Below are 12,950 nucleotides of genomic sequence, written 5' to 3'. Positions count from 1 at the left end.
GCGCTCAGCCGTCGGCGGCCTGCCAGTCCAGGTCGAGGGTGAGGCGGGCGCGGAAGACCGTGCTGCCGGTCGCGTCCCGGACCCGCGTCTCCAGCACCAGGCCGGCATCGCCGGGGGCCGGCCGGTCCGCCCTGACGCGGAGCCGGTCCTGCGCGGCCTCGACCAGGGCCTCGGTCGCCGACAGGCACGCCGCGTGGCAATCGGCGAAGGGCAGCCCCTCCTCGTCGCGGGACAGCCCGCGGTCGTCGGTGAAATCGGTGAAGTAGCGCACGGCGCAGAACCTCACGGCCAGATGACGAGCGTGCGCCGCGACCTGAGCGATGTCGTTAACCTGTGTGTGGGCACCGGCATGGCCTCGCGCGACCGGACGCCCGACCCTCGCGTCGCGGCGACCGGGCAGGAAACGCGGCTCTCCGGGCCGCGATCCGGCCGCCCTCGAAAAAAATGTATGAGTGTGGACATAGGCCCCGGGGCGGCGGACGCCGTTCGGAGCGCCGGATCCTCTGCGCGAACGTCGGATCGGGCCGGCATGGTCCGACCCGCAGGCGTCGGCGCGCACGATGCCGCGGCCGCCCGCGCGCACGCTGCTCCTCCCGGCGGGTGCGCGGCGGCCGGCCCCCCGCCCGGCGTGGTCCGCGCCGGTCCGACACCCTGCTCAGGCCCCGACTCCGCTCCGACAGGGGAATGGCGCTCCGATCTCGACGGCGGGGCACGCCGATCGCCGATCGGGAGGGCGACGAGCTGCCCGACCGGGCCGCGGCCGAGCGCCTCGCCCACGACGTCCTGAGCGCGATGCGCGGGCCGCACGTCGACGGCACGCCGCGCGGCCGGCGCCGTGGTGGCCGAAGCGCCCTAGGCCAGCGTGCTCTGAGGGCGCCGCAGCGGGCCGATCAGGCGCTCGTACTCGGCCTCGGCCGGGCCGTAGGTCTGGCCGGCAGCCTCCTCCAGGCGCATGCGGCTCAGGACCCGGATCCGGCCGCGCCGGGCCCGGATCAGGCCGGCGCCCTCGAGGGTGTGGATCGCGACCGTGACCGTCGGCCGGCGTACGCCGAGCATGATCGACAGGAACTCGTGCGTCACCGACAGATCGTCGCCGTCCTGCCGGTCGTGGTACATGAGGAGCCACCGCGCGAGCCGTTCCTCGGCGGGCGCGCCCGCGTTGGCGATCGCGGTCTGGGCAACCTGGACCAGAAAGGTCTGGACGTAGCGCAGCAGCAGGTTGCGCAGCGACGGGCTGGATCGCAGGGCTTCGCGCAGGGCCGACACGGAGATCCGGCGCCCGCGACCGGCAACCTGCATGAAGATCTGGTACGGGATCGTGTCGGTTCCGAGCAGCAGCGCCGGCGCAGCCATGCCGTCGCGTCCGAACAGTCCGATCTCGATGCGGCCGCCCTCGGCCATGGTCGACACCACGGAGCACAGGCCGGTGTCGATGAAGACCGCGTGCGGTATCGTGGCGGCCGGCTCGACGAGCACCTTGCCGAGAGGAAGGTCGATCACCTCGAGATGAGGCCGGAGCAGCGCGCCATCCGCCTCGGATAGGGCAGCCAGAAGGCGGTTCTGATGCGGCATTCGGCAGACGCGTACGCAGAGATCGACATCCGCGCTCCGGCTCGGGTGCGGGAACCGGGGCGCACCCCCGAGCCATGCTCGGATCAACACGCAATAGCGAGCGGATATTGCATCTAGCGGACGAAGCGTCTGCAACCAGACAAACCAATGCCGGCGATTTTCGGATGTCTTGGCAAACGCGCGCGGACGAATGCGCAAACCTTCCTTTAAGATCTGCCTTCAGACTGCGGGGTGGAAGACCGGGATGTGGCCGGCGCGCCACGGGCGCGGCAGCGCTGTGCACTTGCCAACATCCGCGTGCGCGGTCGCGCTTTGACGCGCGGGCCGGATCGGGCTAGAGAAAGCGCAACGGAACAAGCAAGAACCATGCCGTGAGCAGCGTGGCTCCGGCTGGCGAACCGCGCCGGAAGGGCATCGGGGCCTCGCATGAGTTTGGTGCAACGGCTGGAAGTGCGTCAGGGCCAGGCCCTGGTGATGACGCCGCAGCTCCTGCAGGCGATCAAGCTTCTGCAATTGTCGCACCTCGATCTCTCGGCCTACGTCGAGGCCGAGCTGGAGCGCAACCCGCTGCTGGAGCGCGCCGAGCCGGACCTGCCGGCCGCGGGCGATGCCGCCGAATCGGGCGGCCACGCCGACGAGGCGGGGTCGGACGGGTTCGAGGCGGCTGAGCCCGAATCGTGGCTCTCGGTCGACCTCAACCCGAGCCGCGGCGAGATCGAGAGCGACTTCGACACGCGCCTCGACAACGTCTTCCCCGACGAGAGCCCCGTCCAGGCGCGCGAGGCGGGCGGGGGCGACATGCTCTCGCTGACGCCGCCGCCCTACGGCAGCACCGGCGGCAGCTTCGACGCCGAGGCCCCCGACTTCGAGGCGACCCTGACGGCCGAGACCTCGCTGCGCGAGCACCTCGCGGGCCAGCTCGACCTCGCGACCCGGGATCCGGCCGAGCGGCTGATCGGCGGGTTCCTGATCGACGCCGTCGACGAGGCCGGCTACCTGCGCGAGACGGTGGAGGGCGTGGCCGAGCGCCTCGGCGCCGACCCGGCCCTCGTCGGCCGGATGCTGGCGCTGGTCCAGACCTTCGACCCGCCCGGGATCGCGGCCCGCGACCTCGCCGAGTGCCTCGCGATCCAGCTGCGCGAGCGCGACCGGTTCGACCCGGCGATGCAGGCGCTGGTCTCGCGGCTGGACCTCGTGGCCAAGCGGGACTTCGCCGCGCTGCGCCGCCTCTGCGGCGTCGACGACGAGGATCTCGTCGACATGCTGGGCGAGATCCGGCGCCTGGACCCGAAGCCGGGCCGGGCCTTCGGGTCGAGCGCCGTCGAGGTCCTGGTTCCGGACGTGTTCGTGCGCGCCGCGCCGGACGGCTCCTGGCTGGTCGAGCTGAACAGCGAGGCGCTGCCCCGGGTCCTGGTGAACCAGAGCTACTACGCCCGCGTCTCGCGCAACGCCGCCGCGGAGGGCGACAAGGCGTTCCTGTCGGAGGCGCTGCAGAACGCCAACTGGCTGACCCGCTCGCTGGAGCAGCGTGCCCGCACCATCCTGAAGGTCGCCACCGAGATCGTCCGCCAGCAGGACGGTTTCTTCGTCCACGGCGTCACCCACCTGCGGCCGCTGAACCTCAAGACCGTGGCCGAGGCGATCGGCATGCACGAATCGACCGTCTCGCGGGTCACCTCCAACAAGGCCATCGGCACGAGCCGCGGGACCCTGGAGATGAAGTACTTCTTCACCGCGGCGATCCCCGGGGCGGCCGGCGCCGCCGCCCACTCCTCGGAGGCGGTGCGCCACCGCATCAAGCAGCTCGTCGACGGCGAGACGCCGGACGACGTGCTGTCCGACGACGCGCTGGTGCAGAAGCTGCGCGGGGAGGGCGTCGACATCGCCCGGCGCACGGTGGCGAAGTACCGCGAGTCCCTGCGGATCCCGAGCTCGATCGAGCGCCGCCGGGAGCGTTTCGCCCACGGCTCCAGCCAGCACGTCGCCCTGGCGCTGCGCTGATCGCTCCGGACGGGGTTGCGCCGGGCGCCCGTCCGGCCCATCCGTCGTGGCCTTCGATCGACGCCTGGACCTGCGATGACCCCGACCGGAACGCCCTCGCGCAGCCTCACCGCCATCGTGCTCGCGGCCGGGAAGGGCACGCGGATGCGCTCCGACCTGCCGAAGGTGCTGCACCGGATCGCCGGCCGCAGCATGCTCGGCCACGTCCTGGCCGCCGTGCAGGCGGCGGGCGCGGGCCGGATCGCCGTGGTGGCCGAGCCCGGCCGCGACGACGTCGCCGCCGAGATCGCCCGGGCGGCCCCCGGCGCCCGGGTCTTCCCGCAGGCCGAGCGCCTCGGCACCGCCCACGCGGTCCTGGCCGCCCGGGAGATCCTGGCCGACCCGGACGACGACGTGGTGATCGCCTTCGGCGACACGCCGCTCGTCTCGGCCGACACCTTCCTGCGCCTCCGCGCGCCCCTGGCCGACGGCGCCGCGGTGGCCGTGCTGGCCTTCGAGACGGCGACGCCCGCCGGCTACGGACGGGTGCTGACCGAGGGCGACCGCGTGCTCGCCATCCGCGAGGAGAAGGACGCGAGCGCGGCCGAGCGGGCCGTGACCCTGTGCAATGCCGGGCTGATGGCGCTCGCCGGACGGCACGCCCTGGCGCTGCTCGCCCGCATCGGCAACGACAACGCCGCCGGCGAGTACTACCTGCCCGACGCGGTGGCGCTGGCGGTCGCCGACGGGCTGCCCGTCACGGTCGTGCCGGTGGACGAGGCCGAGGCGCAGGGCGTCAACGACCGGGTGCAGCTCAGCGTGGCGGAGGCCGCGATCCAGGCGCAGCTGCGCCGCAGCGCCATGCTGGGCGGCGCGACGCTGATCGCGCCCGAGACGGTGTTCCTCAGCCACGACACGGTGCTGGGGCGCGACGTGATCGTGGAGCCCCACGTGGTGTTCGGCCCCGGCGTGCGGGTCGCGGAGGGCTGCACCGTGCGCGCCTTCGCGCATCTGACTGAGAGCAGCCTGGAGGCGGGCGTGAAGGTCGGGCCGTTCGTGCGGCTGCGCGGCCACGCCGTGCTGGAGGCCGGCGCGGAGCTCGGCAATTTCGTCGAGCTGAAGAACGCCCGGATGGGGGCCGGCGCCAAGGCCGCGCACCTCACCTATCTCGGCGACGCGGAGATCGGCGCCAAGGCCAATATCGGCGCCGGCACGATCACCTGCAATTACGACGGCGTGCTCAAGCACCGGACGACGATCGGCGCGGGCGCGTTCATCGGCTCGAACTCGGCCCTGGTCGCCCCCGTCTCGGTGGGGGAGGGCGCCTACGTCGCCTCGGGCTCTGTGATCACCGACGACGTGCCGGCGGACGCGATGGCGGTGGCCCGGGGCCGGCAGGCGGTGAAGCCGGGCTGGGCCAGGGAGAAGCGGGCGGCGCTGCAGGCCGAGAAGGCGCGGCGCGGGAAGGCGTGAGCGCGAAGGGCCGCGTGACCGGGGCTGGCCCTGCGCCGTCCCGATCCGGTAGAAGTCCCGCTCGGCCCCGCACGGCGCGGGGCGGCCCGGACCTTGCGCAGCGCTGCGCGTAGCCATCCGGGCGCGACAGCGAGAGACACTCCTATGTGCGGCATCGTCGGCATCGTCGGGCGCGACGCGGTGGCGGGGCAGGTGATCGAGGCCCTGCGGCGGCTCGAGTACCGCGGCTACGATTCCGCCGGCATCGCCACCCTGGAGCACGGCCGGCTGGCGCGGCGCCGGGCCTCGGGCAAGCTGGTCAACCTGGAGGCCAAGCTCGCCCAGGAGCCGCTCACCGGCACGATCGGCATCGGCCATACCCGCTGGGCGACCCACGGCCGGCCCAACGAGACCAACGCCCACCCGCACGCCACAGCGCGCCTGGCGGTCGTGCACAACGGCATCATCGAGAATTTCCGCGAGCTCAAGCAGGAGCTGGAGGCCGACGGCGTCGTCTTCGAGACCGAGACCGACACCGAGGTCGTCGCCCAGCTCGTCAGCCGCAACATGGACCGGCAGATGGGGCCGGTCGAGGCGGTCGCCGCCGCCCTGCCGCGGCTGCGCGGCGCCTTCGCGCTGGGCTTCCTCTTCTCCGGCGAGGAGAACCTGCTGATCGGGGCCCGCCACGGCGCGCCGCTGGCGATCGGCTTCGGCGAGGGCGAGACCTACCTGGGCTCCGACGCCCTGGCGCTCGCCCCGTTCACCGACGCGATCACGTATCTCGACGAGGGCGACTGGGCGATCCTGTCCCGGGGCGGCGCGGAGATCCGCGACGCGTCGGGCGCCACGGTCGAGCGCGCCCGGCAGAAGATCGCCACGCAGGCCTACCGGATCGACAAGGGCGAGTACCGCCACTTCATGGCCAAGGAGATCCACGAGCAGCCCGAGGTGGTGGGCCGCACGCTCGCCCACTACGTCGACATGGCGAATGGGCGGGTCATGCTGCCCGAGGCGCTGCCCTTCGACTTCGCCAAGCTCAGCCGCGTCTACATCACCGCCTGCGGCACGGCCTACTATGCGGGCCTCGTGGCCCGCTACTGGTTCGAGCAGGTGGCGCGCCTGCCGGTGGAGATCGACGTCGCCTCCGAGGCCCGCTACCGCGAGGCGCCGCTGGAGAAGGACGGGCTGACGCTGGTGATCTCGCAATCGGGCGAGACCGCCGACACGCTGGCCTCCCTGCGCTACGCGAAGACCCAGGGCCAGCACACGCTGAGCGTCGTCAACGTGCCGACCTCGACCATCGCGCGGGAATCCTCCGTGGTGATGCCGACGCTGGCCGGGCCGGAGATCGGCGTCGCCTCCACCAAGGCGTTCTCGTGCCAGCTCACCGTGCTGCTCTGCCTCGCCATCGCGGCGGGGCGCGCCCGCGGCACGCTCGACGCGGCGGGCGAGCGGCGCCTGGTCGACGGCCTGATCAAGGCGCCGGGCCTGATGGCGGAGGCGCTGACCCACGAGGCGGCGATCGAGGGTCTGGCGCGGGAGGTCGCGAAGGCGCGGGACGTGCTCTATCTCGGCCGCGGCACCAGCTACCCGATGGCGCTGGAAGGCGCGCTGAAGCTCAAGGAGATCAGCTACATCCACGCCGAGGGCTACGCGGCGGGCGAGCTGAAGCACGGGCCGATCGCCCTGATCGACGAGAGCGTGCCGGTGATCGTCATCGCGCCGCACGACGCGGTGTTCGAGAAGACCGTCTCGAACATGCAGGAGGTGGCCGCCCGCGGCGGGCGCATCGTGCTGATCGGCGACGCCAAGGGCGCGGCCGAGCACGGGCTGGACACGCTCGCGACCTTCACCATGCCGGCGCTCGATCCGACGGTGGCGCCGATCGTGTACGCGGTGCCGATCCAGCTGCTCGCCTACCACACGGCGGTGTTCATGGGGAAAGACGTCGACCAGCCGCGCAACCTCGCCAAATCGGTCACGGTCGAGTAGGCGCGGCCGACCAGATCGGCGGATCGTGCGGGCGCGGCGCCGTCCTTGCGAGCGGAGCAACCCAGGGCGGCGCAGCTCTCGCAGTCTGTCGCCGACCGGATCGCTTCACTCCGCTCGCACGGACGTCCGGGCCGCACGGTCCCGGCAGCCCGGTATGAGGACCCCGATGACCACACCTGACACCGACGTTCTCCGCTGGCTCGACGGGCAGGAGGGCGCGATGCTGGCGCTCCTCGAGGCGCTGGTGAACATCGATTCCGGCTCCTACGACAAGCCGGGCGTCGACGCGGTCGGCATCCGCATCGCCGAGTTCCTCGCCGGCCACGGCATCCCGGTCACGACGATCCCGGTCGACGGCTACGGCGACGCGCTGAAGGCGAGCGTGGCCGGGTCCGGCGGCGGCAACCGGCCGGTCGTGCTCATGGGCCACCGCGACACCGTCTTCCCGAAGGGGGAGCCGACGCGGCGGCCGTTCCGGGTCGCCGACGGCCGCGCCTACGGGCCGGGCGTCGCCGACATGAAGGCGGGCCTCGTGATGAACGCCTTCGTGCTGGCCGCCTACCACCGGGCCGGCGGCGCGCCGGTGCCCCTCGTCGGCCTGTTCACCAGCGACGAGGAGATCGGCTCGCCGGCCTGCCGCCCGATCATCGAGGAGACCGCCCGGGGCGCCCGCGCGGTGCTGAATTCCGAGCCGGGGCGGCCGACCGGCAACGTCGTCACCGGCCGCAAGGGCGGGGTGTTCATGCACCTCGAGGTGCTCGGCAGGGCTGCCCATTCCGGCGGCAACTACGCCGACGGGCGCAGCGCCATCCTGGAGCTCGCCCACAAGACCGTCGCGCTCCACGCGCTCACCGACCTCGACCGCGGCACCACGGTGAATGTCGGCCTGATCTCCGGCGGCCAGTCGGTGAACACCGTGGCGCCGCGGGTCACCTGCGAGATCGACCTGCGCTACGTGACCCCGCCCGACCGCGAGGCCGCCATGAGCCGGATCGCGGAGATCGTGGCGGGATCGACGGTGCCCGACACCACCGCGCATCTCACCATCAAGGGCGAGTTCCTGCCGCTCGTGCAGGACGAGGCCTCGCGGGCGCTGTTCGAGACCTACGCCCGGGTGAGCGCGGACGGCGGCCATCCCGTCACCGGCGAGTTCGCCGGCGGCTGCGCCGATTCGGGCTTCACCGCCAGCGTCGGCTGCCCCACGCTCTGCGCCGTGGGCCCGGTCGGCGGCAAGGCCCACTCGCCCGAGGAGTACCTGGAGGTGGGAAGCCTCGTGCCGCGGGCGCGCGCGATGGCCGAGACCATCGCGGCGCTCTGACGGCGCAGAGACCGACCATCGCCGGCCCGGCCGCGCCGTAGCGGTCGCCGTCTCCGGGCGGACGCCGCGGCGCCGGACGCGCCTGTCCGTTCGAGGCGCAGGCGGCGGCCGGGATATCGCGGCCGGCCGCCAGATGCGGCCGGTGCTCAGGAGCTTCGTCGATCACGTCCGGGGCCGCTAGCGCCGCCGGCCCGCCTACGGGCGCAGGGCCGTGACGAGGCGCAGCAGGAAGCCGTCGACGGCCGTCTTGTCGATCCAGCGCAGGACCGCGACGAGGTCGTGCTCGGGATCGCACCAGATCACGTTGTTGCCCGCCCCGAGGGCGCTGAAGGCCGAGGCCGGCAGGTGCGGCTTGGCGGCCGCGCCGCGGTTCAGCCACCAGAGGTAGCCGTAGCTGTCGAGGGTCGGGGACGGCGTCAGCATGGCGCGGATCCAGCGCTCCGAGAGGAGCTGCCGCCCGTTCCAGGCGCCTCCGCGGGCGATGAGGAGGCCGAAGCGGGCGTGGTCGTCGGCCCCGATGAACAGGCCGCCGCCCCAGTGGCCGCCGCCGGGGACCGACTGGACCCGCGCGCCGGCGACCGCGACCCAGGCCGTCCCGTAGCCGTGCCACGCCCAGTCGCGGGAGGCGCCGATCGGGTCCATGATCCGCTCGCGGAGCACCTCCGGGAGGGCCCGGCCGAAGCGGCGCATCAGGCAGTACGACAGCAGGTTCACCCGGACGTCGTTGTACTCGTAGTAGGTGCCCGGGCGCCGCAGCGCGCGGGCCTCGCCCTTGCGGCTGTTGTCGGCGCCGGGGCCGATCTGCCGGAAATGGTCGACCTGATCGGACTTGCCGAACAGCGTGCCCTGCCACTCGCTCGATTGCTGCAGGAGGTGGCGCCACGTGATCGCGCCGTTGTGCGGGCCGTCGAGCAGCGGGTCGGGAACGCTGTCCCGCACCGGCGCGTCGACGTCGGGGATCAGGCCGTCGTCGTGGGCGAGGCCGGCCAGGACCGCGAGATAGCTCTTGGCGATCGAGAAGGTCATGTCCGGGCGGGCCGTGTCGCCCCAGGTGGCGACACGCCGGCCGCCCTTCAGGATCACGCCCGCCGGGCCGCCCCGCGGACGCACCGGCCCGTCGATGGCGCTCCAGGGCCCGGTCTCGTTCCACTCGACGATCCCGACGTAGCGCCCGTCGGGATAGTACAGGCCGCGCGGCCACGCGCTCTCGTGGGCCTCCGCGAAGCCGACCGCCTCCGCGAGCCGCGCGGCATCGAGCCCCGCCGCTTCCGGGTCCTGTCCCGCCCAGTCATCCGTCGGCCAGTACGGCCCGGTCACTTCGGTCACGCGCGTCTCCTGACGGTCCTCTCCGGTGCGGACGCATGCAGGGCCTGCGCCGCGGATCGGCCCCTCCGTAGAGCCATCGCCGCCGCGGGGGCAGGGCGCGCGGCGCGGTTCCCCCCGCCCCGCGCGCCCGAGACGGCTGGGTCAGCCCTTCCCGGTGAAGCGCACGGCGCAGCCCGGACGGGCCGCGACGAGATCCGCGCCGCGCGCGGGGCCGATGACCATGCAGGCGGTCGAGAGCCCGTCGGCGACGAGCCCCGTCGGCGCGGTCACCGTCACCGACGACAGGGCGCGCGGCGACCGGCCGGTCGCCGGATCGAAGATGTGATGGTCCGCGCGGTCGTCCGAGAAGCTCATGTTGTAGTCGCCCGAGGTCGCGGCGAAGCCCGTGAACGGCGCGAGGACGGCGGCGACCTCGCCGGGGTGGCGGGGATCGGCCAGACCGAGGCGCCAGGGCGTGCCGTCCGGATGCGCGCCGGCGGCACCGAACTCGCCGGTATCCACGAAGGCGTCGGCGATGCCGCGCGCCCGGAGCGCCGCCATGACCTGGTCGGCGGCGTAGCCCTGGATCAGGGCGTTCAGCGTCAGGGCCGTCCCGGGCTCCAGGACGATCCGGTCCGTCGCGACCCGCACGCGCCGCCAGCCGACCCGCGCCAGGGCCCCCCGCAGGGCCTCCGCCCCGGGGCGCTCGCCGCGGGCGGCCGCGCCGGCCCAGACCGGCCAGAGCGGCTGGACGGTCGGGTCGAAGGCGCCGCCGGTCTCGGCCGCGAGGGCGAGGGCGAAGCGCAGCAGGGCGAGCAGGTGCGGGTCGGGCGCCTCGAGGGACCCGTCCCGGTTGAGGCGGGCCAGGGCGCTGTCGGCCCGGAACAGGCTGGCGGCCGCCTCCACGGCGCGCATCGCCGCGAACCCGTCGTCGAGCGCGGCCTCGATCGCGGACGGGTCGGGCCCGGCGGCGGTCAGGGCCACGGTGGTGCCGAAAGCGAGGCCGGCGCGGGTGCGCAGCGCCAGCCCGCGCGACGCCGCGGCGGCGCGGAACGCCGCGACGCCGCCGAGCGCGGCCAGCCCCGCGGCCCCGACGAGGAGCCGGCGCCGGGCCGGCGCGAAGGGCGTCGGCGCGCTCATCCGACGATAACCGGCCGGGGCGCGGCGCGGCGGCCCCGCTTGCGCGCCACGACCTGCGGCACGCACTGCCCGGGATCGTGGATGATCGTCACGCACTCCATGCACTGGAAGCACTCGGCGTAGTCGACCCGGCCGGAGGGCGCGATGGCGCCGTAGCGGCAGCGGACCTTGCAGAGCTGGCAGGGCGAGCCGCACTCCGCCCGGCGCGGGATCCAGTCGAGGACGCGGACCCGCCCGAGGAGGGCGAGGGCGGCGCCGAGCGGGCACAGGTAGCGGCAGAAGCCCTTGAAGACGAAGAGGTTGAGCACCAGCAGCCCCGCCGCGTAAGCGACGAACGGCCACGCCCGGACGAAGGACAGGGTGATGGCGGTCTTGAACGGCTCGACCTCGGACACCGTGTCGGCGAGGGGCGACCCCGCCGCGGCCGCGCCGAGGATGCCGGCCAGCACGACGTATTTCAGCGACCGCAGCGCCCGGTCGAGGCCGGGCGGCACCGCGACCGGGCGGATGCGCAGCGGCCGGGCGAGCAGCGCCACGAGTTCCTGCAGCGCGCCGAAGGGGCAGAGCCAGCCGCAGAACGTGCCGCGTCCCCAGGCGACCAGGGCGGCCAGCGCGAACGCCCAGAGCACCAGCGAGGGCGGGTCGTAGAGCAGGAAGGCGAGGTCATGGGTCGCGGTGGCGGCCCGCACGAGGCCGACGAGGGTCACGATCGACAGCTGCGCCTGCGCGAACCAGCCGACGAAGCCGAGGGTCAGCGCCAGGAAGCCGAGGCGGAAGAGGGCGAAGCGGCGCCCGTCCGCCACGAGACCGCGCTGGCGGCTCAGGACCGGCACCAGCACCGCGAGCATCAGGCCGATCAGCGCGAGTTCGGGCGCCCGGGCCCGCCAGGGGTCGGTCCAGCTCGGCCCGTCATCCGGCCGGGACCGCGTGAACAGGTCGGCGGGCAGGGCGGTCTCGACCGTGAAGGTCCGGGCGATCTTCTCGGACAGGATCTGGCCGCGCTCGCGGACGATCGTCTCGGTCAGCACCCAGGGCGCGGACGGGTCGAAGCCGGCGGCCTGGTCGATCCGCAGGACCGCCCAGGGGCCGGGCGGCAGCCCCTCGGCGAGGCCGGCCTCGCGGCGCTCCACCGCCATGTCGCGCGCGTTCACGATCAGGCCGCCCTGGCCGATCGCCAGCCGGTCGGGGACGGCGCCCAGCACGAACCGGTCGCCGACCGGGTTCTCGGGCGCGTCCTCCGGCCCGGCGCTGACCACCATCACGGCGTGGTTGCCGGGGCCGAGCTCGCGCATCAGCGCGTCGTAGCGCGACGGACCCAGAAGGTTGCGGCCGATCGAGGGCGGGTCCAGGACGGCGACGTACAGGTCGGTCAAGGCGGCATCGGGCGGCCCCTCGGACGGGTCCGCCACGCCGGTGCCCCGGAAGGCCGCGGCGGCGTCCGCGTTCGTGACCGTCAACCGCCGGACCCATCCCCGGGCGAGAAGGTCGGCCAGGGACAGGGGCTCGTAGCGGTCCGGCCGGGCCTCGACCTTGAGGCCGACATTGGCCGCCCCGAAGCCGAGCTTCGCGCGGGCGACCGCCAGCGCCGAGGCCAGGATCGACTGATTGATCACCCGCGTCGAGGCGGTGGCCATGGAGATGCCGTCGACGGTGATCTGGGGCGCTGCGCCGGCGGCCCGCGCGTTCGGGCGCCCGACCCGGATCGCCTGCCGGGCCGAGAGGCCGGCATACTGCTCGACGAAGGCGAAGAGCGGCTCCGGGCCGAGGCCCTCCAGGAAGACCGGCTCGTGGTGCGAGAGCACCGTCACGTCCCGGAAGGTGCCGTCCGGGGCGAGCGCGATCAGCAGGTCGGGCGGCGTGCCGCCGAAGCCGGGGATCGGCGCGAGGTCGACGGATTCGAACGCGTAGGCGAAGACCTCGTAGGAGCCCGCCTGCTGCTTCAGGATCGGCCAGACCGGGAGCCTGTCGTCCTTCTCGCCGACCACCAGCGGGGGCGGGAAGTGACGTTCGACGCCCGCGCGGTCGAGCTGGCCGGCCCGGGCCGGAAGGGTCGGCAGGAGCAGGGCGAGAAGGAGGAGCGCGGCTCGAAGGAGCATATCCGCGCCTCGAGCCACTGCGGTTCGGGACGCGAGCGGGCGCGGAGACGCCACGCTCCGCAACGACTGGGCCTTCTCCCTGTCTCCGCCCCTTG

The 12,950-nt window shown here is 73.8% G+C and carries 9 protein-coding genes; 4 read left to right on the top strand and 5 right to left on the bottom strand.

Going from position 1 to position 12,950, the window contains the following annotated elements:
• Positions 1-4 precede the first annotated feature (4 nt).
• Positions 5-271, bottom strand: a complete 267-nt coding sequence (locus tag ACTJK8_RS24785) for a DUF6894 family protein (protein WP_012319390.1) — start codon at positions 269-271, stop codon at positions 5-7.
• A gap of 581 nt (positions 272-852) precedes the next feature.
• A complete protein-coding gene (locus tag ACTJK8_RS24780) occupies positions 853-1,572 on the bottom strand; it encodes a Crp/Fnr family transcriptional regulator (protein WP_440762678.1) in 720 nt (239 codons plus the stop codon).
• A gap of 426 nt (positions 1,573-1,998) precedes the next feature.
• Here ACTJK8_RS24780 and rpoN point away from each other — a divergent pair, with 426 nt between their 5' ends.
• The 4 genes from rpoN (at position 1,999) to ACTJK8_RS24760 (ending at position 8,314) form a co-directional block, all read left to right on the top strand.
• Entirely contained in the window at positions 1,999-3,573 is a 1,575-nt protein-coding gene (gene rpoN, locus ACTJK8_RS24775) for an RNA polymerase factor sigma-54 (protein WP_043073757.1), read from the top strand.
• 75 nt (positions 3,574-3,648) lie between these two features.
• Positions 3,649-5,025 carry a bifunctional UDP-N-acetylglucosamine diphosphorylase/glucosamine-1-phosphate N-acetyltransferase GlmU gene (glmU, locus tag ACTJK8_RS24770; protein WP_029359658.1) on the top strand — a complete coding sequence of 459 codons (1,377 nt, stop codon included), beginning with the start codon at positions 3,649-3,651 and terminating at the stop codon, positions 5,023-5,025.
• Between the two features lie 144 nt (positions 5,026-5,169).
• The gene (gene glmS / locus ACTJK8_RS24765; protein ID WP_012319386.1) at positions 5,170-6,996 is read left to right on the top strand and encodes a glutamine--fructose-6-phosphate transaminase (isomerizing); all 1,827 of its coding nucleotides are present in this window, start codon (positions 5,170-5,172) and stop codon (positions 6,994-6,996) included.
• A gap of 166 nt (positions 6,997-7,162) precedes the next feature.
• The gene (locus ACTJK8_RS24760; protein WP_012319385.1) at positions 7,163-8,314 is read left to right on the top strand and encodes a M20 family metallopeptidase; all 1,152 of its coding nucleotides are present in this window, start codon (positions 7,163-7,165) and stop codon (positions 8,312-8,314) included.
• Positions 8,315-8,509: 195 nt separating this feature from the next.
• On the opposite strand, the gene ACTJK8_RS24755 is transcribed toward ACTJK8_RS24760, so the two are convergent.
• From ACTJK8_RS24755 to ACTJK8_RS24745, 3 genes are all read right to left on the bottom strand, one after another.
• Positions 8,510-9,640, bottom strand: coding sequence for a serine hydrolase domain-containing protein (locus ACTJK8_RS24755; protein WP_440762677.1), 1,131 nt, complete (start codon positions 9,638-9,640; stop codon positions 8,510-8,512).
• Positions 9,641-9,781: 141 nt separating this feature from the next.
• Positions 9,782-10,759: an FAD:protein FMN transferase gene (locus ACTJK8_RS24750; protein ID WP_440762676.1), complete on the bottom strand. Its 978-nt coding sequence runs from the start codon at positions 10,757-10,759 to the stop codon at positions 9,782-9,784.
• On the bottom strand, positions 10,756-12,855 hold the full coding sequence (locus ACTJK8_RS24745) for a 4Fe-4S binding protein (protein WP_440762675.1): 2,100 nt from the start codon (positions 12,853-12,855) through the stop codon (positions 10,756-10,758). The genes ACTJK8_RS24750 and ACTJK8_RS24745 overlap by 4 nt, the downstream gene beginning before the upstream one ends.
• Positions 12,856-12,950 lie beyond the last annotated feature (95 nt).

Source organism: Methylobacterium sp. 22177 (assembly GCF_052045615.1).
In the GTDB taxonomy this organism is placed as follows: domain Bacteria; phylum Pseudomonadota; class Alphaproteobacteria; order Rhizobiales; family Beijerinckiaceae; genus Methylobacterium; species Methylobacterium radiotolerans.
The sequence above is the reverse complement of the archived record's forward strand: the minus strand, read 5'-3'. Positions and strand labels throughout refer to the sequence as shown.